The organism is Salinimonas sediminis (genome assembly GCF_003429285.1).
In the GTDB taxonomy this organism is placed as follows: domain Bacteria; phylum Pseudomonadota; class Gammaproteobacteria; order Enterobacterales; family Alteromonadaceae; genus Alteromonas; species Alteromonas indica.
Genome location: NZ_CP031769.1, coordinates 3,479,810 through 3,505,241, shown reverse-complemented (window position 1 = coordinate 3,505,241; position 25,432 = coordinate 3,479,810). Strand labels below are relative to the sequence as shown.

At 47.1% G+C, this 25,432-nt stretch carries 21 protein-coding genes and 1 tRNA gene; 11 read left to right on the top strand and 11 right to left on the bottom strand.

Features of this window, described 5'->3' with window-relative positions; genetic code table 11:
- Window positions 1-191 precede the first annotated feature (191 nt).
- The 5 genes from D0Y50_RS15405 (at window position 192) to D0Y50_RS15385 (ending at window position 4,498) form a co-directional block, all read left to right on the top strand.
- Entirely contained in the window at window positions 192-719 is a 528-nt protein-coding gene (locus D0Y50_RS15405) for a TetR/AcrR family transcriptional regulator (protein WP_117317804.1), read from the top strand.
- Window positions 716-1,894, top strand: coding sequence for an MFS transporter (locus D0Y50_RS15400; RefSeq protein ID WP_117317802.1), 1,179 nt, complete (start codon window positions 716-718; stop codon window positions 1,892-1,894). The genes D0Y50_RS15405 and D0Y50_RS15400 overlap by 4 nt, the downstream gene beginning before the upstream one ends.
- A 328-nt stretch (window positions 1,895-2,222) precedes the next feature.
- On the top strand, window positions 2,223-2,651 hold the full coding sequence (locus D0Y50_RS15395) for a YeeE/YedE family protein (protein WP_117317800.1): 429 nt from the start codon (window positions 2,223-2,225) through the stop codon (window positions 2,649-2,651).
- A 21-nt stretch (window positions 2,652-2,672) separates the two neighbouring features.
- Complete coding sequence (locus D0Y50_RS15390) at window positions 2,673-3,104, top strand: DUF6691 family protein (RefSeq protein WP_117317798.1); 432 nt, start codon at window positions 2,673-2,675, stop codon at window positions 3,102-3,104.
- A 32-nt stretch (window positions 3,105-3,136) separates the two neighbouring features.
- Window positions 3,137-4,498, top strand: a complete 1,362-nt coding sequence (locus D0Y50_RS15385; RefSeq protein WP_108567376.1) for an MBL fold metallo-hydrolase — start codon at window positions 3,137-3,139, stop codon at window positions 4,496-4,498.
- Between the two features lie 713 nt (window positions 4,499-5,211).
- Here D0Y50_RS15385 and galB read toward each other — a convergent pair.
- Window positions 5,212-7,929, bottom strand: a complete 2,718-nt coding sequence (gene galB / locus D0Y50_RS15380) for a beta-galactosidase GalB (protein ID WP_117317796.1) — start codon at window positions 7,927-7,929, stop codon at window positions 5,212-5,214.
- A gap of 402 nt (window positions 7,930-8,331) precedes the next feature.
- Between galB and D0Y50_RS15375 the strand changes: the two genes are divergently transcribed.
- The 3 genes from D0Y50_RS15375 to D0Y50_RS15365 all read left to right on the top strand — a co-directional run bounded on the left by D0Y50_RS15375 (window position 8,332) and on the right by D0Y50_RS15365 (window position 12,180).
- Window positions 8,332-10,815 (top strand): glycosyl hydrolase 115 family protein, encoded by a 2,484-nt coding sequence (locus D0Y50_RS15375; RefSeq protein ID WP_232366280.1) that lies wholly within the window; start codon window positions 8,332-8,334, stop codon window positions 10,813-10,815.
- 654 nt (window positions 10,816-11,469) lie between these two features.
- Window positions 11,470-11,652 (top strand): hypothetical protein, encoded by a 183-nt coding sequence (locus tag D0Y50_RS15370; protein ID WP_117317792.1) that lies wholly within the window; start codon window positions 11,470-11,472, stop codon window positions 11,650-11,652.
- Between the two features lie 24 nt (window positions 11,653-11,676).
- Window positions 11,677-12,180, top strand: a complete 504-nt coding sequence (locus D0Y50_RS15365; RefSeq protein ID WP_117317790.1) for a hypothetical protein — start codon at window positions 11,677-11,679, stop codon at window positions 12,178-12,180.
- A gap of 573 nt (window positions 12,181-12,753) precedes the next feature.
- Here D0Y50_RS15365 and D0Y50_RS15360 read toward each other — a convergent pair.
- From D0Y50_RS15360 to D0Y50_RS15340, 5 genes are all read right to left on the bottom strand, one after another.
- Window positions 12,754-12,987, bottom strand: a complete 234-nt coding sequence (locus D0Y50_RS15360) for a YrhK family protein (protein ID WP_117317788.1) — start codon at window positions 12,985-12,987, stop codon at window positions 12,754-12,756.
- 384 nt (window positions 12,988-13,371) lie between these two features.
- Window positions 13,372-13,866 (bottom strand): nuclear transport factor 2 family protein, encoded by a 495-nt coding sequence (locus D0Y50_RS15355; protein ID WP_218023546.1) that lies wholly within the window; start codon window positions 13,864-13,866, stop codon window positions 13,372-13,374.
- Between the two features lie 39 nt (window positions 13,867-13,905).
- Window positions 13,906-15,045, bottom strand: a complete 1,140-nt coding sequence (locus D0Y50_RS15350) for a (R)-mandelonitrile lyase (protein ID WP_232366279.1) — start codon at window positions 15,043-15,045, stop codon at window positions 13,906-13,908.
- A gap of 39 nt (window positions 15,046-15,084) precedes the next feature.
- The gene (locus tag D0Y50_RS15345) at window positions 15,085-16,173 is read right to left on the bottom strand and encodes an alpha/beta hydrolase (RefSeq protein ID WP_108567386.1); all 1,089 of its coding nucleotides are present in this window, start codon (window positions 16,171-16,173) and stop codon (window positions 15,085-15,087) included.
- A gap of 12 nt (window positions 16,174-16,185) precedes the next feature.
- Window positions 16,186-17,241, bottom strand: coding sequence for an alpha/beta hydrolase (locus D0Y50_RS15340; protein WP_117317786.1), 1,056 nt, complete (start codon window positions 17,239-17,241; stop codon window positions 16,186-16,188).
- A 217-nt stretch (window positions 17,242-17,458) separates the two neighbouring features.
- Between D0Y50_RS15340 and D0Y50_RS15335 the strand changes: the two genes are divergently transcribed.
- On the top strand, window positions 17,459-18,379 hold the full coding sequence (locus D0Y50_RS15335) for an AraC family transcriptional regulator (protein ID WP_108567388.1): 921 nt from the start codon (window positions 17,459-17,461) through the stop codon (window positions 18,377-18,379).
- A 773-nt stretch (window positions 18,380-19,152) separates the two neighbouring features.
- Window positions 19,153-19,416 carry a Blp family class II bacteriocin gene (locus D0Y50_RS15330; protein WP_170145525.1) on the top strand — a complete coding sequence of 88 codons (264 nt, stop codon included), beginning with the start codon at window positions 19,153-19,155 and terminating at the stop codon, window positions 19,414-19,416.
- A 684-nt stretch (window positions 19,417-20,100) separates the two neighbouring features.
- Here D0Y50_RS15330 and D0Y50_RS15325 read toward each other — a convergent pair.
- The 3 genes from D0Y50_RS15325 to D0Y50_RS15315 all read right to left on the bottom strand — a co-directional run bounded on the left by D0Y50_RS15325 (window position 20,101) and on the right by D0Y50_RS15315 (window position 22,293).
- Window positions 20,101-20,187 (bottom strand) — tRNA-Leu (locus D0Y50_RS15325).
- 124 nt (window positions 20,188-20,311) lie between these two features.
- Window positions 20,312-20,779 carry a TonB-dependent receptor domain-containing protein gene (locus tag D0Y50_RS19915; protein WP_117317782.1) on the bottom strand — a complete coding sequence of 156 codons (468 nt, stop codon included), beginning with the start codon at window positions 20,777-20,779 and terminating at the stop codon, window positions 20,312-20,314.
- Window positions 20,755-22,293 (bottom strand): TonB-dependent receptor domain-containing protein, encoded by a 1,539-nt coding sequence (locus D0Y50_RS15315; RefSeq protein ID WP_117317780.1) that lies wholly within the window; start codon window positions 22,291-22,293, stop codon window positions 20,755-20,757. Before D0Y50_RS15315 ends, D0Y50_RS19915 begins: the two co-directional genes overlap by 25 nt.
- 259 nt (window positions 22,294-22,552) lie before the next feature.
- Here D0Y50_RS15315 and D0Y50_RS15310 point away from each other — a divergent pair, with 259 nt between their 5' ends.
- A complete protein-coding gene (locus D0Y50_RS15310; protein ID WP_117318800.1) occupies window positions 22,553-22,996 on the top strand; it encodes an RDD family protein in 444 nt (147 codons plus the stop codon).
- Window positions 22,997-23,072: 76 nt separating this feature from the next.
- Here D0Y50_RS15310 and lptG read toward each other — a convergent pair whose 3' ends face one another.
- Together lptG and lptF are read right to left on the bottom strand one after the other, a co-directional pair.
- Window positions 23,073-24,134 (bottom strand): LPS export ABC transporter permease LptG, encoded by a 1,062-nt coding sequence (gene lptG / locus D0Y50_RS15305; RefSeq protein ID WP_108567415.1) that lies wholly within the window; start codon window positions 24,132-24,134, stop codon window positions 23,073-23,075.
- Window positions 24,134-25,237, bottom strand: a complete 1,104-nt coding sequence (gene lptF / locus D0Y50_RS15300) for an LPS export ABC transporter permease LptF (RefSeq protein ID WP_108567416.1) — start codon at window positions 25,235-25,237, stop codon at window positions 24,134-24,136. Before lptF ends, lptG begins: the two co-directional genes overlap by 1 nt.
- Window positions 25,238-25,432 lie beyond the last annotated feature (195 nt).

The following is a 25,432-nucleotide window of genomic DNA, read 5'->3' as shown; positions in this document are numbered from 1 at the left end:
CCTGATAAGTGCACGGTATGATCTATAAAATGACCTATAACATGACCTATAGCATGAGCTATAGATGACCGCCCATGTTACTTCTAATAACTTGCTGGCTGTTTATAAGCACGCTTTTGGGCTTATACGTGAACTGGGTTTAATCCCCTGTAGAGTTGACAGGTGTAAAACGATCGTTTTACACTGCGCTTATGGATATTAAAAACAAAATACTCTGTGTCGCTGAACGCGTCTTTGATCAAGAGGGCTTTAATGCCACTGGCATGGGCAGGCTGATTCGCGAGACAGGCCTTTCCAGCCGCACCGTCTATAAACATGTGCGAAGTAAAAATGCTTTAATGGCGCTAGTGTTGAAGGAGCGCCAGCAGCGTTTTTTCAAAAGTATGGATTTTTCGACCCTCGAGACGTTATTCGACGCCCTACACGCATGGTCTGCTAAGGATGGTATGCGCGGATGTTTGTATTTTCGCGTGGGGGCGGAAACCAGCGGCAATATCCCTGAAATACATACCGCCGTAGAGGCTTATCACATACAGCTGGTTAAAGCCCTGACAGACTTGATTCATCGTGAAGCCGGCCAGCCTGATGAGTTAATGACCGAGCAACTATTGGTGCTGTTTGAAGGTGCGGTAACCGCATCGACTTATCGCGGCGCTACCGCTATCGAGGCTGCTCGCCTGAGCGCCAGACGACTACTTCAACCAGAGGCTGAATTGTGAACCCAGCATTCAGGATTGGCTCGTTAGGCTTTGCGCTTATAGCGGTTTGTTACGGTTTTGCGCGGTTTGCTTTTGGCTTGTTCTTACCCCAAATTGGTGAAGACATTGAACTATCCTCAACCCTTGCGGGGGTTATGTCGGGTGGCGCTTTTGCGTTGTACTGCATCGCTATTCTGTGCTCAGCGCATTTATCCGAGCGGGTTGGTCCGCGCCCCATCGCGGTAGCAGCAGCGTTGATTGCAGCAGGGGGAATGTTCGGTATAGCGCTAAGCACTTCGCCTTGGTTACTTGCAGTGAGTGTCATGTTTGCTGGCATCAGTACGGGTCTGGCATCACCACCGATGGCGGACGCGGTAGCGCAAAGCGTGGCTCCTCAACAACAAAATTTAACCAATACCGCGATTAATGCAGGTACCAGTGCAGGTGTAGTCCTCTCTGGCGTAATGGCACTGTTTATCGGTAGCGATTGGCGCATGGTATTCATCATTTTCACTGTTGCCGCGCTTGGGATAGCGGTAGGGGCGGTTGCCCAGTTACCCGCCCGGCAGAAGAATTTTCGCGGGAGCGCGACGGCTAACCAGTCAAAAACCACCACGTTCGGCTTACCACCCTTTCATACCAACCTGAAACACTTGGTGACGGCGGCGTTTTTAATGGGTGCATCGAGTACGGCGTTGTGGTCATTTGGCGGTGCTATAGCACAACAACGCTTAGGCTGGCTGTCAGAAGACGTGGGTATGCTGTGGACACTCTTCGGCGCAGCTGGCGTGTTAGGTGCTATAGCAGGTTGGCTAACTGCCAGTTTAGGCGTTAATCGGGTACATTGGCTCTCTCTTATCGCGCTATCGGGCAGTATTTTGATGGTGGGGTTATCGTACACCTCCGTGGGGTTAACCTTAACGGGGGGCATATTGTTTGGCGCTGCCTACGTTATGTTGACCGGTGTTTATCTTGTTTGGGGGACGATGGCACTACCCGATCGTCCCGGAGTAGGCGTAACAATCGGCTTTCTGGCAATCTCCCTGGGTCAAACCTTTGGCGCGCCGCTTTTCGGATTATTGATGGAGCATGGCTCTTTGCAGGCTGCGGTCATCACGTATGCGATACTGGGGTGTGCGGCAGGCGGCTTTAGTTACCAAACAAGCTGCTTAAGGCCGCGATTGGCCAAGATTTGAAACATACGCTGCCCACAGCAAATTACGATAAGCATAAATAGCAAATAAATAAGGCGGTCACACCATGCCTTGTTAAGGTTGGCTCACCGCCCAACTATCCAGCCGGACAACAAGTAATTTTCCCATTTGTAATGGTCCGACCGCATATTAGTATCAGGTTGTGATCTCCTATCATCCTTTTAAATATAACTAATATATATCTATGTCAGTGATCTCATATCAATTGTCGCGTATTTATTAAACAATCTGGATTTTGCCAATACGGTATTGAGCCGAGATACACAATACCGACAAGCCATCCTTACACAACAGGTTGAGGGAAAGAAGAATGGAAAACTGGACTATCACCCCGTTTGAGCCGTGGGCGGGTTTGACCGGCGGCATTCTTATCGGAGCCGCAGTGGTATTGCTGCTTCTTACGCTCGGTCGGATTGCCGGAATATCGGGTATTTCTGCAGGCGCAATGACCAAAGCCGGCTTTGAAAAACATTGGCGGCTAGCGTTTTTAGCGGGAATCATTATCTCTGCACTTATTTATATTGTGTTGATGGACGGTTTCCCCGTACAGACCCAGCTAGGTTCAGGCTGGATGGTCATAGCAGGGTTACTGGTCGGTTTTGGTACGCGGCTGGGGAGCGGCTGCACATCTGGTCACGGGGTGGCAGGAATCGCCCGGTTATCGCCGCGCTCAATCGTGGCCACACTGATATTCTTTGGCGCGGCAGTAATCACCACTAATGTCATTCGACACCTTTAAAAGCCATTGAGGAGCCAATTTATGAAAGTGCTTGCCAGCTCTCTGATTTGTGGGCTCATCTTCGGCCTGGGCCTGATTATAGCGGGAATGAGTAATCCGGCCCGGGTGCTAAATTTTCTAGACTGGAGTGCTAACTGGGATGCTACGTTAGCGTTTGTTATGGGCGGGGCAATTGCTATTGCGGGGCCTGGAATTTATTGGGTGCGCAAGCGCCATCGCCCCTTATTTACAGATAAATTTGATATTCCCTCGAGTACTAAAATTGATAAAAAGTTAATCGGCGGCGCCGCTATCTTTGGCATAGGCTGGGGTATTGGGGGTTTTTGCCCCGGTCCCGGCGTGGTAGCGCTAGCCACGCTACAGCCAGATGTCGTGTTATTTGTGGTTGCAATGCTTGTAGGTATGCTGGCGCAGCATTGGTTGAAGTCAAAAACGTCTGCTACAGACGGCTAAAACTTTTTCCAACAAAGATATAGGAGGAAACAATGGAACTCAAACGCATTGTTACACCCGGGATCGCGCATTATGCATGGTTATTAGCGGATGGCGGCGAAGCTATGTTGGTCGATCCGGCTCGTCATGTACAAGCGTATCTAGACGCGGCCCGTTCGCTGGGTACCCGCATAACACATATTGTCGAAACCCATCGTCAGGAAGATTTTGTCATGGGATCGGCGTGGCTGGCTAAACGCACCGGCGCAAAAATCTACAATGGTAATTTTGATACCTTTGGACACGGTGATGTGCGCCTTGAAGATGGTGATACATTTCGTGTAGGTAAACTCCTCATTCGTGCTTTACATACACCGGGTCATACACCTGAAAGTATGAGTTATGCGGTATACGAAGATGCAGATGCCAAAACAGCATGGGCTGTATTTACCGGTGATACGCTATTTTTTGGTGATACCGGCCGATCGGACCTACCTGCCGAAGATCAATCGGTTGAAAACGCCGGTCGGATTTATGATTCGGTGCATTCAAAGCTGGCATCGCTGGGTGACGCCGCGCTGATTCTGCCGGCCCATGGCCCGGGTTCGGTCTGCGGTAGCGGAATGGCAGAACGGCCTTGGTCAACCTTAGGTGATGAAAAAACCTACAATAATGTATTTACGCTTTCCCGTGAGGCGTTTTCCCAGAAGAAAGGGAACGAGCGCATTCCGCGCCCGCCTTATTTTCGTACAATGGAAAAAGTTAACTTAGCAGGCGGATTGCCACCTAAGCTCAGACCCGGCGATGTGGCCTTACATACGGTAGACGATTTTGCTAACGCGAGTAGCGGCCAACGAATTTATGATACCCGCTTACCTGAAGGCTTTGCAGGCGGGCACATTGCGGATAGCTATAGTGTTTGGGAAGGAGGTCTGCCAGTATTTGGCGGATGGCTGGCTGAAGCCGACAGTCCTATTTATCTGGTTACCGATGGCGATGCGGATGTGGACCCGGCAGCACGGCATTTGAGTAATATCGGTCTCGACAATGTGCGCGGCGCATTGGCCGGCGGGTTTGAAGCGTGGCGCAATGCTGGGCGTGAATGGGAATCAAGTGGTTCCATTTCGCCGCAGGCGTTAAACAACATGGATAATCCGCAAGTACTGGATGTAAGGGAAAGTGATGAATTTGATAGCGGTCACATCCCCAATGCGCAGCACTGTTATGTAGGGTATCTGGAAGATAAAGTAAACGAGCTCTCTTTAGATAAAAACCAGCCGGTAATAGTGACCTGCGGCGTTGGTCACCGGGCCGGAGTAGGGGTGAGTATCTTACTAAGAGCTGGCTTTAAGGATGTACGTAATCTGTTGGGAGGAATGAAAGCGTGGAAGACCCTCGATTTTCCGACAGAGTAATATCAGTACGCTTGGCGTATTGGTAAGGTCTGAGTTCGCTTATTACGGAACGTTTAGCTAATCCGTAACGGCTCAATATTTTACTTCACTGTGAACACGTAAACCGCGATAGCACACCAAAAGCCGTCCTCATCAACAGTCTTTATTTATAGTGGTTGTTGGTGGTGATGGCTTCTGTTTTACAGGGGAGTAATTTCACCCATCACAGCATGCTGAATCCCAATAGCCGGTTCAATGATGTTTAGGCTACCAGCTCTTTAAGCTCGCCATTGAAGCCCAAGAACCACTTGGTGCCATAGGAGTGGAAGGCTTTTCTTCGGTGCCTCTGGGCCAAAAAGGCAGTATACCTATGCTCTGCTTTATGGCGGGCCGACGTTACAAAACCATAATGACTGAGTTTGTATTTAGCTCTGGTACAGCAAAAAGGCAAACACCTCGTGCTAAGCCGTTCTCATTGTGATGCCTACAGGCGACAAAGTAGTATTGCGGATAATTGTTGGGGTGATGCCAAGAGGCTGCTGTTACTGTCATTTGATATCATCAGGCACCATCAAGCACTATCCGGTGAAGGCTAAAAGCGGGGTGCTCACATTAGCCGGGATGAAAGCCGGTAGGCAAAAAAAGCCCAGGGCGTGGCTCTGTTGTGAAAGAACCCGCTTTACCAAAGGCAAGGCAGGTTATTCACTATTTATACCTTCGGCCCGTCTCGCACCTCAATTTGCGCTTAGAGGCAAGGACGCTGACGTCAGGTGGGGACTACTGGCGGTAAGCGTTATTTTTCCAGGCTTGTTGCGCTCACTTTGCACGATAACCAGTACCTTACCACTAAACGCCTTTCTTGCGTGGGATGGAAATGGCGTGAAGTTCGTCGAATCTCCGTTGTCTGTGGCGATTATCCGGCCTGGTCCGGTGACGGAAAACTTAACGCGGTTGGTGGCGGTTGGCACCGCATTGCCGTGTTGGTCTACGATATCCACGGTAACAAACGATAGATCTTTTCCGTCTGCACTGATGGAGTGACGGTCTGCGGTTAAACGCAAGCCTGCCGGAGCTGCAGAGGTAGTGACGCTGTCGGTTGCCCATGGCTTACCATTTTTATAAGCAATCACTTTTACTGTTCCCGGGGTGTAGCGAACATCATCAAAACGAAGGCGGTATTCAAAAGGGCCTTTTTTCTGGCGTCCCTGAGATTTTCCATTCACAAATAACTCAGCTTCATCGCCGGACGTAAACACGTGAACCGGCGTAATTTCGCCCTCTCTGCCGGACCAATTCCAATGTGGAAGAATATGCGCCATAGGAAAATCTGGGCGCCATTCACTTTGATAAAGATAAAAACGGTCTTTTTTGAATCCTGCCAGGTCAATCATACCTGAGTAAGAACTGCGCGCCGCATAGTAAGGCGTTGGCTCACCCAAATAATCAAAACCGTTCCATACAAACTGTCCGGCTACAAAAGGGTAGGTGTCTAAATAGCGAAAAACTTTATCAGCCGAGGCCCCAAAATCTACCGCGTGAAGCTCGTAACTGCTGACCTGATGAATGGCTGAATTACCCCCAAGCCCATCGCGAACCGGCGCACTGGTTTGGTCAGTCACAGGAAAAAAGTAAAGCCCCCTGGAACTATAAGCAGAAGCCGTTTCGCTAGACAAAATAACCTTATCCGGGTGAGCTTTGCGAAAAGCTGGATATGAAGGGGGAGTGCGAATACGGTCAGTATTTTCAAATTCAGGCGCTTGTCGAATGCCTTCACCTTGATAGTTGAGACTGATTAAGTCCATGGCTGCGCTAAAGGGGAAGTCGGCCTTAGCCCAATTCATAGATGCGGTAACAGGGCGGGTGGGATCTTCACTTTTAACAATGGCTTTTAATTGTAAGGCGATGTCTGCCCCCGACTCTCCGGTATACTGTTCTCCTACTTCATTACCGATGTACCACATAATAACGGACGGATGGTTTTTGTCGCGCCGCACCAATGCACGAAGATCCTGCTCATGCCAGTCGGAAAAAATAAGATGGAAATCGAGCGGTGTTTTTTTCTTATACCAACTGTCAAAGGATTCGTTTAATACCAGAATGCCCATTTTATCGGTGAGTGCCAGAAGTTCAGGTGCCGGCGGATTATGTGCCATACGAATGGCATTCACCCCCATTTCCTGAAGAATTTCCAGTTGTCGCTGGGCTGCCCGTACATTAAATGCGGCGCCTAGTGCGCCCAGGTCGTGATGCTGGTTCACCCCCTGCAGCGGTATGTGTTCACCGTTTATCACTACGCCGACATCAGGATTGAATTCAAGCTGGCGAATACCAAAATTAGTGGTGTACTGGTCAAGTTTCTTACCATCGTGCATAACCGACGTAACAAGGGCATAACGATGGGGAGTTTGATGAGGAGTTGGCCCCCACAATTTCGGATTCTTCAGCACCGTGGTGACCGTATTTTTTTGTACCTTTGCTGTTGCCAGCGTTAACGATTGGGGAGGCAGCACTAATACCGGTTCTTTGCTGAGCACATCCTGGTCTGATAGTTCGTAAAGATGGTGTTGCAGGCTAACCACCTGCTGCTTAGAAGAATGATTGCTCAGTGATGTGGTAACCGATATGGTTGCTTTCTCCTGGCTCACTTCAGGCGTAATAACCTGCGTTCCCCACTGACTCACCCGAACTTGGCCGGTTTTTTCTAACCATACATTGCGATAAATACCACCGCCAGGATACCAGCGAGATGATTTAGGCGGATTGTCCAGCCGAATGGCTAATTGATTTTTATCTTCTGTAGACACATAGGGGGTGAGATCAAGCTGATAAGAGGTATAACCATAAGGCCAGCCCCCCACAAGATGGCCATTTAGCCATACCATAGAATAAGACATGGCGCCGTCTATATGTAGATAAATACGCTTATTCTTATCGTTTTTATCTAGCGTAAACTGCTTTCTATACCATGCTACGCCATGCGAAGGTAGACGACCCATACCGCCACCTACTTTGGGGTTGTCGCCGCTATAAAAAGGGCCGGCGATTGCCCAGTCATGGGGTAAATCCACAGCTTGCCAGTGGCTGTCATCGAACTGCTTCTGAATAAAAGCAAAGTCTTTGCCCGGTTGGCCTGAGGGACGGGAATAGCGGCTCTCAGGATCACGGATAAACGCGTTGCCGGTAGGTAAAATCCAGGGTTTTAATACACCCTCGTGGCTATTCGCCTCTACGGCATCGGTAGGACGAGTATCTGCCGCCTGACTATCGTTGAACCGACCAACCTGGGGTCGTGTGTCATAGATTAACGTATCCGGGGTCTGATCATCTGCATAGCGGTAAAAGCGCCAATCATCGGTAAAATCGATTTTCTCCCTGGGGCTGGCTGAAGCCTGGGGCGCTAGCAATACTATGGTAAGCGCCAACAGCCACGTGCAATTCCGAATAAATGACATGCTTCGAACCCCTGTTAATAAAATGTAATTTAACCGTTGTTTCAGGCAAATATACAGCGAAGCAGTGCATTTAAAAGATAATAAAGAAATAAATAAATCGGATACGAAATTTCTCAAAAAGGCTTTCAGACCTAGTAGGAAATCCAAAATACGAAACTAAAAAACATAATGAATACTTGTATACTAGATGTTGGTCTAATGTTATTAATGCGTTTACATTTTATAAGCAAATACGTTATTTGAGCGAATAATTTTATGAGAGCGAGCATCAAGTCGGCGCCAGTATTGTGCGCATTATTTTCGACGGCATTATTTTCGTCAGTAACATGGGCGTGCGAGCAACCAGCATCCGTTTGTTTTCAAAATAATGAGGGACTGCCACTAATAAAAGATGGCCAGCCCTTGCCTATTATTGTATCACCAAGCGCCGATCCCGCCGTAAAACGTGTGGCGGATGCTTTCTCCCTCGATATTCAGCGCGTTGGAGGCACGCGCGCCGATATTTCGCAAGCGCAATCTCTCTCTCAGCCCGCAGTAATCATAGGTGTATTAGGTGAAGATACCGTTATTGACGAGCTGGTGCAGAAAGGCAAACTAGATGTTTCGCATATCAAAGGCCAATGGGAGGCCTATCAGATAGCCGTCGTTAAGGATCCCGCCCCTGGGGTTGCTCAAGCTTTAGTCGTTGTCGGCGCAGACCGCCGGGGAGCTATCTTTGGAACCTTTGCCATATCAGAACAAATCGGCGTATCGCCCTGGTATTGGTTTGCCGATGTTCCCACAGAGCAAAAGAATAATGTGTATATCACCGCGGGCAGCATGCAGGATCAGCCTAAGGTGCGCTACAGAGGGATCTTCATTAATGATGAAGATCCTGCTTTAAAAGGGTGGGCGCAGAAGAAATTTGGCGGTGTAAACGCAGATATGTATGAGCGTATGTTTGATTTAATACTGCGATTAAAAGGCAATTATATCTGGCCGGCGATGTGGGGAAAAGCGTTTCATCTGGACGATCCCAAAAATACCGCACTGGCAGATAATATGGGAATGGTAATGGGAACATCACACCATGAGCCCATGACACGCGCGCACGCAGAATGGCATCGTAAGTCGGAAAACCCGGCCGGAGGCGGCCCATGGAACTATGAAACTAATCGGGAAAATATCCAAAAATTCTGGCGCGGTGGAATTGAGCGAATGATGTCAAAGGGCAACGGCAAACCCTATGAATCGCTGGTCACCGTCGGTATGCGAGGAGATGGCGATGAGCCCATGTCTGAAGATACCGCCACCGAGTTATTAGAAAAAGTGGTAGAGGATCAGCGCGCAATTATAGCCGACGTAACGGGTAAACCTGCGGCTGAGACTCCTCAGGTTTGGGCCTTATATAAAGAAGTACAGGATTATTACGACAAGGGAATGACCGTCCCTGATGACGTAACATTACTTTTTGCAGACGATAACTGGGGGCTTGTCCGTCGTCTGCCTACTAAAAATGTCGATAGGGAAGGCGGCTTTGGTGTTTACTACCATTTCGATTACGTAGGGGTGCCCCGCAACTACAAATGGACCAATACTGTGCAAATCGGCAAGGTGTGGCAACAAATGGATTTGTCGTATGCACGCGGAGCAAAAGATTTATGGGTTGTTAATGTGGGCGACCTTAAACCCATTGAGTTCCCTATCGATTTCTTTTTAACGATGGCGTGGGATCCTGAAAATATGGACACCCAGGCGTTGCAAGAATATGCAAATAACTTTGCCAAACAATCATTTGGTACGGGTTTGGCTAATGAAATCGGCGATTTACTACAACGTTACGGCACGTTTGCCGCTATGCGAAAACCTGAATTGCTGAATCAACATACATTTTCTGTTGGAGAGATATCTGCGCCGAAATTAAAAGCCGGCGAGTTTTATCAACACTATGTGAAGTGGCAAAAGCTTGAAGCAGATATGCAAAAAGTGAAAGCTAAAACAGAGCCTGAACACTACCCGGCCTTTTTTCAACTGGTCGAATGGCCGATAGCTTCAATGAGCAACCTGTACGAGATGTACTTTGCTGCGGCCTGGAACCAAAAGCTAGTGGATGCAGGTGATGCCCGCGCAAACTATTTTAAAAAGATAGTTGAAAAGAATTTTGCCAGAGACAAAGCGTTGACAGATAAATATCATTCTATCAACGATGGCAAGTGGGACGGTATGATAAACCAGGTACATATGAATTATGTGACCTGGAACGATCCAGACCAGCAGACCATGCCCACCGTGTCGGCTATACATAGCGCAAAGAACGACATTGACGTTGCGTTTGAAGAAAGCCCGCTCCCCCCGAACACGCAAATCATTCAGGCGGCCGATTATATAAAAGCGTCTGATAATGATGAAATGGAATGGACGAAAGTAGAGCATCTTGGGCAGGCGAAAGCCGGCGTTGTTATATTGCCCCAGGGTAACGGCCCAACCAGTATTGATGATAACGTCTCGCTAACCTATGAACTAACTCAGCCTTATTATGGCGATGCTACGTTTACGATAGAACTTAGCCCCACGCTGGATACCTATGCCCGTGGCGGCATTCGGATTGCTGTGGCTATCGACGACAGACCAGCAGAAACCCTCAGTTTTGATTTGCATGCCACCGGCGGCGCACAACATACCCCCGAGCAAAAAGCCTGGGCACAGGCAGTAATAAACAACAAACACTCTTTGCAATGGAATGTGCAGAATCTGAAAAAGGGCAGCCATAAGCTTACGGTGTATCGTATTGATGATAACGTTGTACTAGAAAAGCTAAAAATTGAGTTTGAGCAAAAAGCAGAGCCCGAGGCAGAATCAGAATTTGCAGTGAGTCGCTTTTTCAGTAAGTTGTTCGGTAGTAACTAAACCAATGTTAAATGCGTGGATTTGCCATAGAAACGTGCGCTCAGCAACGAGGCATTTCCACGCTTTATAGCAAGTGATTGCGGGTAAACTTTTGTAATAGGGTAAGGTGGGTGAACCGTGCTCTCCAACCGCTACAACAAGCGTGCTGGCTACCTGGCTAAAAAAAGAGAAGCGAGATTAGATTGGCGACCGGGTTTGGTAAGCCGCATGGCGGTAAAAAGAATGCTTGATTAAGCCGGCTCGCCTAGGCGTTGGGGAGGTTCGCTATCACGCAGTAAGTATCGTTCCTCTGTTAAATCAACAAGCTGTATTCCCGGTTAAATTTATTTGTAAGACGCTGCAAATATTGGTTATCCGATTCCATTTTTTGAATATTAACCCGTAGTCTATATCGCGCCTAGCCTGCCCCCAACCTGCCTGTCTCATTTTGCATGTTAATCTCGTGGGTCTACCGCTTACCTTTGCTCATAAACCCTTCTTTGTGAAGTTACATTGTCACTGTTAAAAGTGTCTAGCAATGTGTAGGAAGTCCAATGAATCATTTCCCCTAACCAAAACTAGCCGGTAGGCCGGTTATCTACCATCCTCCCGAGTGTATAGTTGATACCGAACACGCAAGTGTTTACTTAGGGCATAAACAGAAGAGGATTTTTCATGAAAACGCTCAATACAGTAGAGATAGAAATTGTTAGTGGTGCGGGAGTATGGTCAGGCTTATCGAGGCTAGTGACAGGTTTAGATCTGGTAAATTATGGTTATAAGTCGGTTACCTATATGCAAGGGTTTGACCTTAATCATAACTCCCATTATTTGAGCGCTGCAACCAACCGATTATAAAATGACCGCCAGGGCGGTAATAATATGAACAAGCTAACGTTAACGAAGTATTACTTCCTTTTTATGGAGACAGCCCAAACCAGTGTGGCGAAATCAGCCTTGTACATGTCTTTGCTTACCCTGATACTCTGTTCAGGCGCATTAGCTATAATCAATATTTTTCATGACTTTCAGCATGGGCAAGTATGGATGGATGCGCCCCCTGCAATTGTGCTTTTCGTTCTTCTTGTCATTCTTGCACCTACCCTTGAAACAGCGCTGCTCGCGACATTTGTGATAATTTTTCAGAAGGTGCGTGTAGAGAACACAATCATTGCGAGCCTATTCGCTTTAGTTATGGCCTACTTTCATTCCGAAGACCCGGTGCGGGGCATCATTGTGACCATACCTTTTTTCCTATGGACTTATTTTTACGCAAGTACCCGTAAAAAACTTACCGACAGGGCGTGGAAAATAATTTTCTTTGCCCATGCCTTTCATAATGCAGCGATAGTGATGATTGTCACCGCCGAACCCGCTTTTACATAATAATCATCTTAAAAGCCAACAATGAACTTGCGAGCTTCCCCTGGAAAGTTATCTTTTTCATAAGCGAAGCATACTCTAACTGGGTGGATGCCAAACTGCTCTTCCTCTGAACTCCTAGACGCCCAGCTTGCCGTTTTATATCGGATTTAAAACTTGTCAGGAGGCTGATGGCCTAAATAGCGGAGTAGTCGAAATCGATTGTAAAATACTTCTATATAATAAAACGAGTTTGCTCTCGCTTCATCCCAAGACCTGTAAATTTTTTCATCTCACTCGTTCTGTTTTAAGTGACTGCCCAAGACCAAAGCCCAGTCGCGCATTTAACAGCAAAGCCATCCAATATATATAAGAAAGTCACCCGTTATATCTGCAATAAATTTCATTGCTCCATAATGAAATCATTGATCTTATTTTATGTACTACATTGGTTATTTCACCAGTAAACGGTATAACGGCTGTTCATTAGAGCAGGGGAAGTGACTATCCTTGTTATATTATTAAGAAGCGGGAAGGAGCTTCGCTATTCAATAGCAATATAGTCTGCAATTTACGCATCAACCTGGTTAGTGTGCTTCATTTTGTTATTTCTTTCTTTTTCCCGCTAATATCCACCAGCAGCCGCCCAACCGAACCTAGGAGCATAAAAAAAGCCCCGAATATAAAAAACCATACGCCCAGAGTTTTGTACATTTCAAAATAAGGCAAAAATAAAATGCTGCCGACAAAAAAAGCAATATTTCCCAGCAGGCCTAAGGATAAATGAATCCAACCATAGTCGTTCACGATTACCTTGATTAATTTGAGCACCGGGGACTCCTTATTTGATGGATTGGGGAGAAATAGTTGTTGCTGAAGATTAGCTACATTTATTTGTCAGGACCCGTAGAGTGTACTCACTTATACTTGAGTTGGACCAAATTTGACGATTCTCACTTCGTTGTAGACGGGAAGACAGTTCCGCTTTGAACGAATTGCAGATCTCTAAAGTAATAATCTCCCCTTTCGCTTAAACGGCGTCAGACGAAAGGGCCCGCTCCTTGATTAACTTAGTATTAATATTTATCACTGACCTGTCTTAATCGCTTCTGAACCCCATAATCTAAGATAATCTGTGGCATCTCGAAACCTACAGAGTAAGTTTTTTACATAGGATTCTAAGCGCCGAACTTTAGGCGCTCCGGGCCTCATTGTTTAGTCAATGAGTTTGGTAAAAGACAATACACCCAGCGACCAGTTTTGCTGCTTATTTATGTAGACTTCAGTTACCATAAAGTTGTTAGTGACTTCTCTTCCGCCCACCACGGCAAGCAAGGTGATACGGTTTAACACAATGGCGGTGCCATCGATAACCTGAACAGATACTTCGTGAATATCGGCTTTTTTATAGTGAATACCACCTGATTCTATTACGTCCAGTTCACGTTGCTTGCCCCAGGTTCCTCCCATATGGACGAACCTCGACTTTTCATCAAATAGCTTATTCAGCTTTTCCACATCTTTATTGGCCATCCATTGCCACTTTTGCTTCGATATTGTCAGGAGTTCTGACTCCTTTGCTTCCTGAGTGAGTGATGCTTCAACAGCAACATTATTTTGATTTTCGGAGGTCGTGATGGTTTTCCCCATTGCCGTTGCTGATTGCAAAACGAGCAATGACAAGATCAGGGTATTTCGAATAATTTTCATAAGTTTTCCTTAGTAGCGAAATAATTGGGCTCTTCACGACTAATCATCGCTGACCAGCTCCATCCAGGTAACCGTTTCGCCATTATCCGGCGTGGAAATCGCAATATGTGACATGGGGGAGTCAGGCGCCGCACCGTGCCAGTGTCTGACATTGGGTGGAATTGTGATGACGTTTCCTGGCAACATGCTTTGTACTTCGTTACCGTCACTTTGCACCACGCCTTCACCTGAAATAATGATCAGCGTTTGTCCTTTTGGATGAGTATGCCAGGCAGTTTTGGCACCAGGTTCAAACTCTACCCTTGCCCCGCGATAATGAGACGAGACTGAAGAGGAAAAGCGCGAGGTGACTTTTGCTGTGCCGCTAAATTTATCCGCAGCGCCTACGGTCACTGAGTCGTCTTTACTCACCTCTACTGCGCCCACCTCGGCGTTTTCTAAAACGATATCTGCCGTTTCCTTTAGCATGGATTGAGCGCGGATAGCACTGTCCTGACCTACCGTTTCGTTAAGTACACGGATAAACTGGCGAAGTTGCGCCGCAGAATAACCGACACCTAATGACAGCTTCATATGCGAAGCGAGCTGAGCCTCGGCGCCAGGCATCGCAGAGAGCATACTGATGGTGACGAGTTCGCGGTCTTTCACACTCAGTACGTCGCGATAAAAAATATCAGCAAATAAGTGCTCTACCAGGAATTTATCAATAGCCGGAACAAATGCGGCGTAACCTGTCTTACGGTTCGATATATCGCTACCCACCAGCTCGTTGCGGACCTTATGTCCATACGCATTCGCATTGTAATCATCAGGTAAGGGAGTGGCCTCATCACCTGCTTTATCCTTAATCCCACGTTCTTTGCGGCTTTCTGCAACTTTTATAAAGGTATTTATACCGTTTAAGGCGCGAGGAAACCCTGCATAGGCGTAAGAGTGAATGAAGATTTCTTTTACCTCGTTAACCGTTAATCCCTTTTCCAGTCCATCGTTCAGCGCACCCTCCAACTCTTGTGTATTTCCTGATGCAGTGAGCGCAGCGATGGGGATAATGGCTTGTTGCCTGTCTGTAAGCTGGTCCTCCGACGCCTGGGTTTTAACCGACATGATTGCCATAAAGCAAAGGCAGGCTACCTTTGCCGCTGATGAAATGGTAGTGCTTATCGTAGGTGTATCATTCATTGTGTAAGCCTCTTTATTGTCTTTGAGTTGAGGGACCTATCAGTCTAAGCCCTTCTCTTTCAGCCAATCGGACATGAGTTCAGCTATTTCAAGATTATTCAAATCGGAGAATGGGAAGTGGGTGTTGCCATAAATGCCGATGTCAGGCAAATGGACTACCGTTGCATCACCACCATAGCGATTGATGGTATCCGCCCATTCCTGCGCCATTGCCAGTCGCACACGCCAACCGTCCGCCCCTGGATAATCACTGGGCTGTTCAGGAATGTTATCGCCGTAATAAATAATAATGGGGATCTGGGTAAGCTTCTGAAATTCGGACAGAGGCACTTCCAGCGCGCTTAACTCACCAGCAGAGCTCTGTTTAGGAGCGGGCGCTTCACCTTCAGGGAAAACAAAGTTACTACCCGGTTCGTAAGACACAATGGCTTTTATATTCGGGTTTTGCATGCCCGCTTCCCATCCCATTCCACCGCTGTGAGAATGGGTCACCAAAACACCCTCACCGATTCTATCAAAAAGTGCATCTACGGCATCCACGTTGACGTTGATATCTATTGGGCCAATATCGGGGGTCATTTGGCGAAAATACTGGTCCAATGATGCTGTATCAGTCGGAAACTGCACATTGGGAAAATAGTCCGGCCACATTCCCACGCGAAAAACATTAAACCATTTCTGTTCGTCAGGTACGGGAGCATACGTACCTGGCTGTGTACCTTTCCCTGCATTGCCGCGTCGGGGCTGATCAATCAGATAAACACCATAGCCTTTACGCAAAAAGATATTTTGATAGCCTTCACGGCCATCAGGTGTAGATTCCCAGGTTTTGGAGAATTGACCGAATCCGTGCCACATCACCAACGGATATTGTCTTTGGTTTACGGGAATTTGATAGAACACAGAGGCATGGTCGCCATGTAGCGTTTGCCCCGCAGCAGTCAGTGCTACCGGATCAAACTCACCCTCATTTCTAATCACTGCGCCACCAACAGCGAAGCTGCCTTGTTCAGCTATCATTAGTGGCGAGGCGTTTTGGCCTGTGGAGGTAGATGTGCAGGCACTAACAAAAAGCGTCATGAGCACAAGCAGCAAGGTTACGCTCTTGGTTTTGATTCGATTAGTCATCTTGCTATGTCCTTATTTTAGCGTGTCAGTAAAGAAGTCGGTAAATTGAACCATTGCCTGTTCAACATAGTCTGGTCTCCAGTAAGTATCGATGTGGGTTGCCCCTTCAATCAGGTACATACGTTTTGAATCGGTAGCCGTTGCCAGTTCATAGGCGTTTTTTGTCATATACAGCGAATCTGCTTTGCTGCCTGCCACCATAAGTAGAGGCTGATTGATCAAGTCCATATTGGTGGCAGCGTCAAAATTCATCAGTGAAAGTAAACTGCTTTCGGTATAGCGAAAGGTAGAGTTAGGGTGAGCGTGTGTCTTGCCATAATATTCAAAACCCTGCCGATATAATTCAAAAGGCAAAGCCGCAATTTGTGCATCGGTTAATTCGGCATCGCCTACATAAGTGACTTCACCTGTTAGGGCTTCTTTTTGGCGCGCCTTAGAAGCCGAAAGAAGTCTTTGCTGAATGGTATCAAGCGCTGAGTCCATATAGCCATTACGTCTGACTCGCCCACTGTTGAACATGCTTAAAGTCGCAACAGACTTAAAACGCTTATCTGTTTGCGCGGCCTTAAGGGCATATCCGCCACCACCACATATGCCCAGCAAGCCGATACTATTCGCATCAACTCCATTAAAGGTGGAAATGAAATCAGCCATGCCATGGATGTCTTGGATTCGATTAGCCGGCTTGTCAACATTACGAGGTTTACCGCCGCTGGCCCCCTGGTAAGCAGCATCAGCAACAATGGTGATATAGCCGCGTTCAGCTAAACGCTGAGCGTAGAGGCCCGCGACCTGCTCTTTCACCCCGCCGTTGGGATGCGCCACAACAATGGCGGGATACGTCTTTGATGGATTGTAATCGGGCGGTGAGTACACATTGGCAGCGATATTGACGTCTGCTATGACGTATCTAACGGGCTGAATATTTACCTGACCGGCTAGATTTTCGGTCACCGCCCCCTCGTAAGTCAACGTGAACGGGTTCTGCTTGTAATCAGCGGCAAACAGTTCCCCTGGCAGGAAACTGGCTGTAATTAGAAATGCTGCTGTTTTCATAAGTGTAGCCATTAATCCACTTTCCTGTATGTCGGTGTGCACCATATGAATAAGCGCAGCACAAATGAATGTTGTAGGCTGTTAGCATAGAGGGGAGATGAAAAAGGTAGTATCTAATTTCTGTCCGTTATTTGCCTATTTCTCTGAGTGGCGGGTGATTCGATTTATCACGAGGATCGTCGGGGCTATACTCAAGCTCGAAACAGTAAACATAAAAAGGTAATTTGCGATGGGAGCAAAACCAGAACTGGCGAACAAAATGACTCGGTTGGCATCGAACATTCTAAGGTGGACTGAGCAAGAAGCATATTATCCGACCACGGTGCCAGGACTTACGGTATTTAAGAAAACCGATACATCAAAGCCTGCCGCCGGATTTTATGAACCCAGCGTGTGCCTTATTGCCCAAGGGGCAAAACGTGTTCAATTAGGTGATGAAAGCTACATCTACGATACGGAGCACTATCTTTTTTCAGGTGTGCTTTTACCTGTTGTCACTCAGGTCACCGATGCCAGTATTGAAAAGCCGTATTTGGGACTAAAACTGACATTCGATTATCAGGAAATCACTCAGCTAATGACTGACAGTCAGGTACCGCCACCTAAAGAACGGAGTTCAGGTCGGGGGATGGCTACAGGCACTCTGACCGCCCCCCTAATAGATGCATTCCAAAGGCTTGTTGATCTCATTGATGAAGAGCAGCACATACCGACTTTAGCTCCAATAATAAGAAGAGAAATTTTTTACCGTTTACTTATTGCAGAGCAAGGCGAAACACTGCGCCAGCTAGCTGCGATGGGAACGCAGACTCACCAGGTTGCCAAGGCTATTTCCTGGCTTAAATCTAATTTTTCAAAAAAGGTTCGTGTCGAAAAGCTAGCTGAGATAGCCAGTATGGGCGTGTCAACTTTTCACCATCACTTTCGAAATATGACGGCTATGAGTCCGCTGCAATATGTAAAGCAATTAAGACTCCAGGAAGCGAGAAAACTGATGTTAACGGAACATCTGGATGCTGCCTCCGCCGCATTTCAAGTAGGTTATGAAAGCCCGTCTCAGTTTAGTCGCGAATACGGTCGGTTTTATGGCTGCTCGCCAGCAAAGGATGTGAACGAAATTAGATTGAAATTGGCAGGTTCTAAGGCTTAAGAACGTTTAAATAATAAAATCCAAAGTAGCAATAAAGGGTTTTCTAAAGCACCTTTTAAATATAGAGCGGAAGCGTTGGCGGTTAATAAACCGGTACCGGTCAATATCGTGGTCCGGTTGAGGGGAACGCTCGGCGCGCGATCGCCAGTTGCTGTTGATACTTCGGTCAAAATACTGACTGTATACCTCACTCCTACAGGTAATACGACAGTTGTTGCTGACAAATAAATAGAGAGAAATAAATAGGACAATCACTTAGTGATAACAAATACAGCTGTGATTCAAAGTAAAGAAAGTGACTGCCCAAGACCAAAGCCCATTGTCCGATATACATAAGAAAGTCACTCGTTATATCTGCAATGAGTTTCTATGCTCCATGACGAAGTTATTGACTTGTTTGAGGTACTGCACTGGTTATTTTCAGCGGGGGATGTGCCTGTCCTATTCGTTGCTCTGTTTGTTGCTGAGGAAGTGGCTGTCCTATTCACTGCTACACCGACAAAGCCTAGCAGTCTGAAATAATCAAGGGGGCGCGGGAATACCACATGAGCACATAACTCCCCCATCCGGAAAAAATAGTGTCATCTCATAGGTACTTGCTGATGCACTAATTATCTGAATCCAGGCCTGAGCCTAAAATTTTTCTGTTACTAAGGGCAGGTGAAATATATCTTCGAGGTATATTAATGTAACCCTGATTGCTACAGTAAAATGTTTCATCATCGACCAAAGTTTTTATTTTTTTGTCTTTTAAATTATTGATGGATATTTATATGTTTAAGGAAAAAAGCGAACAGCGTGGTTTAACCAACAATAGAAAAAATAGCAATTCATTCAAGATCCTGGATGATGATGAGGTTGCAGCAGTTAGCGGTGGCATTAGTCAATCAACTCAAATTGCCTCGCAAATGGCATTCGTCGGTAGTGGAATAGGGCTGTATGCGGCTGGCGTCGTGCTAGCCCCTTTTGGTGCGGCGCTTTTTATAGGTACTAGTCTTGCCCTCACAGGTTCATACTTGTATCACAACTGGCCATAATTATTCATCAGCGCTCATGCTAGTTACCCGCTTCTGACGAAGCGGGTACATAAAAAAGGAGTCAACAGTGATTTTTAAGAATGGTCTTCCGTGCGTTGATTTTTCAAATCGAGATATAAAGCGCGCTTTTGTATCTGGGTTAATGATTGGCGTATCTGGTGTTTTTATTCTGCTAGGTATAAAAGAGATGATAGTTTTGATACTTAGCTAAAAACCTGTGTCAGGTTTACGAAAATTGCTAGTTTTGCTAAAAAATTGTCAACAGCGGAGTACCTGCAAAACATCAATCAGGCGGTGGATTTTAGATGAGAAAGTTCCCTTTTAGTGCCAAGCCGTGTGAATGATTTTGGTGAAGTGGATAGCAAGAAATCGTGTAGGTTTACGCTAGTAATAATTGATATTTTTCTTGCAGCTGCGCTGCGCCGTTCACTTTGCAAGGCTGACGGTGGTTTTAAATTCCGTTTCGATTTCAGATACAAAAAAACCGACTCACGTCGGTTTATTGTGTCTCTTTTCAAGTCGACAGAAAAGAGTGATACCAGTAGGCGGTCTTTAGTTTGGTCGCCACGCGATGGGCCGACAATCGGTCAGTACGCCTGGGCGTGGGGGACTCTGGAATCTCAGACACAAAAAAACCGACTTACGTCGGTTTATTGTTATCTCTTTCATTGGTAAGAAAAGAGATGGTACCAGTGGGCGGACTTGAACCGCCACGCCCGTAAAGGCAACGGATTTTGAATCCGTCATGTCTACCAATTCCATCACACTGGCATGGATAGTTGGACTATCGCTGAGCCATGCATTATAGAGAAGAGTTTATGACACACAAGCCTTTTTTATCAAGTTAAGTGTCAACTGCTCAAAAGGTGCACAGAAAGCCTGTCCACCTTGCCTCTTAAAACTGATATGACGCCGATAATTTGATATTTCTACCTGGCTCATAGTCATCTAGTTGCAGCAAACCGAACACCGGATGATTTGATGAGCCCGTGCGTGACGCGTGAGATACATACAGCTCGTCAAACAGGTTGTCCACGCCCAGTGTTATATTTAACTTGTGCGCAAACTGCTGAGGAACCCACACCGCGGTAATATTGTGTACCTGATAACCTTCCTTAGCGTCCTCCGAGAACGTTTTTTGCCACTGCCAACGCAAGTCTACGTTATAATCGGTTAGCGCATACTTTAAGGTAAGCCCGGCGCTATCACCTACTTCTCTATCTAACGGTTCAGCAGATATACTGTCGGATTGCTTTTGGGAGTCTGACTTAGCGTAGGTAAGCAGGGCACTAAAGGCGTCCAAAGCATAAAAAGCACTGGCTTCAAAACCGTCTATTTCTACGGTACCAATGTTTTGATCCATTCTAAACAACTGCCTTCTACGCAGCTGTCTAATGGATAATCAACAATATCGATATAGTCTTCAATTTTGGTTTCAAATGCGGTAAATGCTGCGCGCAGTTCATCTGCCCCTAACACATTCGCCGCCGCGTAACGTATACCCGCTTCGGTATTGCGGCCAGTCTCCGGCCGAAGGTCGGGATTGCGAGCTTTGTTGGCTTGCTCGTTGGCAAAAATTTCGCCAGGCTGAGGCCCTTTGAACAAATCGGTGGTGCTGGCATGAACAATAACTTCGCGGGTAATCGCATATTCTGCCGCCAGTGCTTTTTGCCACTCTGTCCAGGTCTGTACACCTTCTACCGCAGAAGATGACTTGTCATAATGGTTAAAACGCAACCCCGGCGTAATCGTCAGGCCATTATTGAAGTTAATCGTATCTTCCACAAACAACCCGGTGTCATCGGTCTCTTCGCGGCCAGTAGTAAGCGTTTCTTCACTGATACTTTGACTGTCGTTTTCTGACTTTATCCACTTTACGCCGTAGGTAAACTGGTGCCCCACCGCGGCGGTTTCCAGCAATGAGTTAGCAATCAGGGTCAAGCCAGTATTTTGGGCGGTGCCCGAGGTTTCAGCGCCATTGTAGGCGCGCCATAGGTCCGACTCATTTTGATACAAGTCTGCACGCAGGTTTAACTCACTGCCGAGGTTTAATTCGTAATGCCCACTTAAAGTATCGCGGTCGTAATGGGTGTCATATAACGGCACTTCACCACCACCGATGGCGGCATTGGTGCGCACGCCCATATCGGGGCGGGCGGTATAATCGCCATGATTTTTGTAGGTATCATATTTCAGCGCAACGCGCTGGTAGGCATCCACGTCCCAGCCAACCTTGGCCATAATATTATCTATAGTGCCGTCGCTACCCAGTACCTGTACGCCAGCGCCATCATCAAAGTTATTTCTATTCATGGATGAACCGTACACCAGCACATCGACGTTGGACGTTAACTGGCCATACCCGGTCAGGGTAATATACTGGCTGTCGTTGCTGTTATACCCGGCCAGTACACGGCCACCAAACTGGTTGTCACCAGTTAACATATCTTTGGCAGATTTAGTCCGAAATTCCAGCGCGCCACCTAAGCCGGAATGTACGACTGAATTGGAACCAACCTGAATATCGACAGACTCAAGCACATCAGGGTTAATATTAAGGTTACCCATGTGGTGAAACATATAATTGGTTTGCGAGGCGCCATCAATCAGTACTTCTAAGTCCGTATCATCCAGGCCGCGTACATTAATTCGCTGATTCAGAGAATGTGTTCCACCTACATCAACACCCGGGATATCGCGAAGAAGATCGCTAAGATGTTCGGCCTGTTTGGATGCGATGGCCTGTTCACCAACATAAACGGAAGAACTTTTTACTTTTGTTCCCCACACCTGAAGGTGCTCTACCGATGAATCTTCTGCAAAAGCGGCAGGAGCAAATGCAGCTGCAACGAAACACGCTATAGATTGCTTTTTCAACGTTGATTCCTTTTAACCAAGATAAGTTTTGAATGCGGGCAGTATTTTACGCAAATATAATGCGTATGCAAATGATAACCATTACTAATAAGGGTGGGTTTGTATCTGTCTCAAACTGTGGCAGACTACAACGTCAGTAACCCTGGTATATTTATCGAGCTACCTATTGAAAAACGCTACCCAGGCCGTTGATGCAGCTAACCGGGCCTCTATCAGTAATACTTCCCCCCGGGCCGGATTCGGGCGTCGGTTGCTTGCCATGATTTACGATACGCTGGTGGCGGTGGCAGTAGGTATGTGCGCCGCTATGGTGATGATTATAGTGATGGTGGTGTTATTAAAAAATGAACTATTACCCCTACAGGGCCACGCAGAGCCCGCTGCGCTTATCCAATCTTCCTGGGCGTACAAATTGGTTATTCAATTATGGGTAGGTACCTGGATAGCAGGTTTTTTTCTGTGGTTTTGGAAAAAGGGCGGTCAAACGCTGGGGATGCGCGCCTGGCGCCTGCGGATATTTTCTACCACTGAAACGCCAATGAGCTGGTCGCGATTAATCCTGCGCCTTGTGTTCTCGCTCGGCGGGATAGGCACATTGCTGGTATTGTTTGATTATAAACACAAACAATCACTACAAGACCGCATAGCCGGTACCGAAGTATTGCAACTTAGCAAGCACGCCAATGACCACAAAAGCTGGTAGCACTACCAATCGTAGACCGTGTATCACGAGCTAGCCGATTCGAGTAGTGAGGTTACCCGAGCCTAGTTAGACGGCGTTAACGGCGCAGCATAAAGGCAGCGGCAGCGGCAAACATCAAACTTGGGAATAGGGCGCCGACAAACGGTGGAAAGCTGTAGACCATGCTTAATGGCCCAAACACTTCATTAGTGATGAAAAAACCAAAGCCGGTTAGCACTCCCATAATAACCCGCGCGCCCATAGTGACGCTGCGCAGCGGACCGAAGATAAATGACAGCGCGGTTAATAGCATGACGCATATGGATATGGGCTGAAATATTTTCCGCCAAAAAGCTAGCTGGTAACGGCTGCTATCCTGCGTATTGTTATCAAGGTACTGAATATATTCGAGTAATCCGCTAATGGATAAAGCCTCTGGTTTGACCGCCACAATACCCAGTTTGTCGGGGGTCAATGAGGAATTCCAACGGCTTTTAGGCTGTTCATTCACACTCACCTGAGTGTCGGTGAAGCGGGTTACGGAAACATCTTCAAGCCACCACGTTTTGCCGTCAAAATAGCCATCGGCAGCATAGGTAATATTGTCCAGCGTGAGGTCATCGTTAAAGTCGAAAATACTGATATCACGCAGACGTTCGCGTGTTACCACCTGACCGATACTCACAAAGTGTTCGCCATCCTTAGCCCAAACCAGTTGGTCGGAAGAAAACAACGAGCCCCCCGAAATAGCTTCGGTACGTATTTGTTTGGCTTTGGCCTCGCTAAATGGGGTAACCCATTCGCCCACCGCCATCACAAATAAGATCATCACCACGGCCGATTTCATTGCCGAATTGATGATATTCCAGCGGCTTAGCCCCGCTGCCTGCATCACCACCAGTTCACTGTTGCTGGCCAGCAAGCCCATACCTACCAAACCGCCCAATAATGTCGCCATGGGGAAAAACTGCTCTAAATCCCGCGGCAGACTTAGCACTACATACAGCGCAGCAAGGGTAATGTCGTAGTCGCCTTCACCCAGCTTACGCAATTGCTCGACAAACTTAATTAGCGCGCTTAAACCAATCAGTACAGACAGGGTGATAGAAATGGTGCCCAGCAATGTACGGGCAATATACAGGTCGAGAATTTTAAACATTACTTCTTCCTCAGTAACCAGGCGCGCAATTCAGTGCCGGTTTTCCTGTCCCTGACAATCAGCGTGACGCCAATCACCAGCATAATGCCATGTACCCACCATAGGCCTAGCTGAATAGGTAGCTTACCATCGGCTAGTACGCGTCGGCTTGCAAGTAATAACAAGAAGTAGCCAAGGTAAAGCAATATCGCCGGAAACATTTTACCAAACCGACCCTGGCGCGGATCTACAGCGCTTAAGGGCACGGCAATCAGGGCCAAAAAGGGAATGGACAATGGGATCGCAAAACGCCATTGCAATTCCGCCCGGGCTTCTGTGGAATCATCGTTCCATAGTTCCGCGGTGGGCAATACACTTACCTTGCGGCTGGGTTCTTCAGCAGGCTCATCAGCAATCTGAATTTGATATTCATCAAACTTTACTTTGCGATAGTCTTTTTCGGTTTGCACACCTTCATACTGCACACCATCTTGTAATACCAGGCTACGGGTGCCATCCTGGTTATTCCGAATGGCCCCGGCATCAGCATACACCACGCGTACATTAGACTGGTTTTCTTCAGGTTGATTTTGCGACAGGAAAACCCGCTTCAAGCGGTCATTCTGGGTGTCGATATCATGCACAAAAATGACTGCTTTTTCATTACCGGTTTGTTGAAACCGGCCTGGTATAAGGGCTGAAAAACCGGCTTCGTTACGCGCCTTTTCGCGCAGCAAATATTCACTTTGGGCGGCAGTAGGGGCCAAATACAGTGTAATAAAGCCAGTCACTACCATCGTAAACAGCGACAAAAATAACATTACCCGGGTGATATACCACTCGCTCACCCCGCATGCCCGTAGCACGGTCATTTCACTGTCTACATACATGCGGCCGTGTGCCAGCATAATACCAAGGTATGCGCTGATAGGCAGTACCAGCGATGCGAGGATGGGAGCGTACAGACCAAGAAAGCCCATCACCAGGCCGGCAGGAATATCTCCATCTGATGCATCGCCCAGAACCCTGACGAAACGCAGAGTGATAAAGATAGCCATCAGAATAAAAAATATCGCCAGCTGTGACTTCAACGTTTCCTTAATCAGGTAGCGAAATATCAGCATGTCAGCCCTACTGGAAAGTTTGGATTTATAGTGAAAGAAAGCACAATTTTGAGTAAACTAATCGTTTTTACAAGTTTTGCCTGCAAGTATGAGTCAGGTTGCATGGAAATTAACCATTGCCCGGTGCCAACAGCTTATTTTAGCCCGTTAAGGCCACTATAGCTGTCACCCGGTTATCGGGGTAATACGGTATAC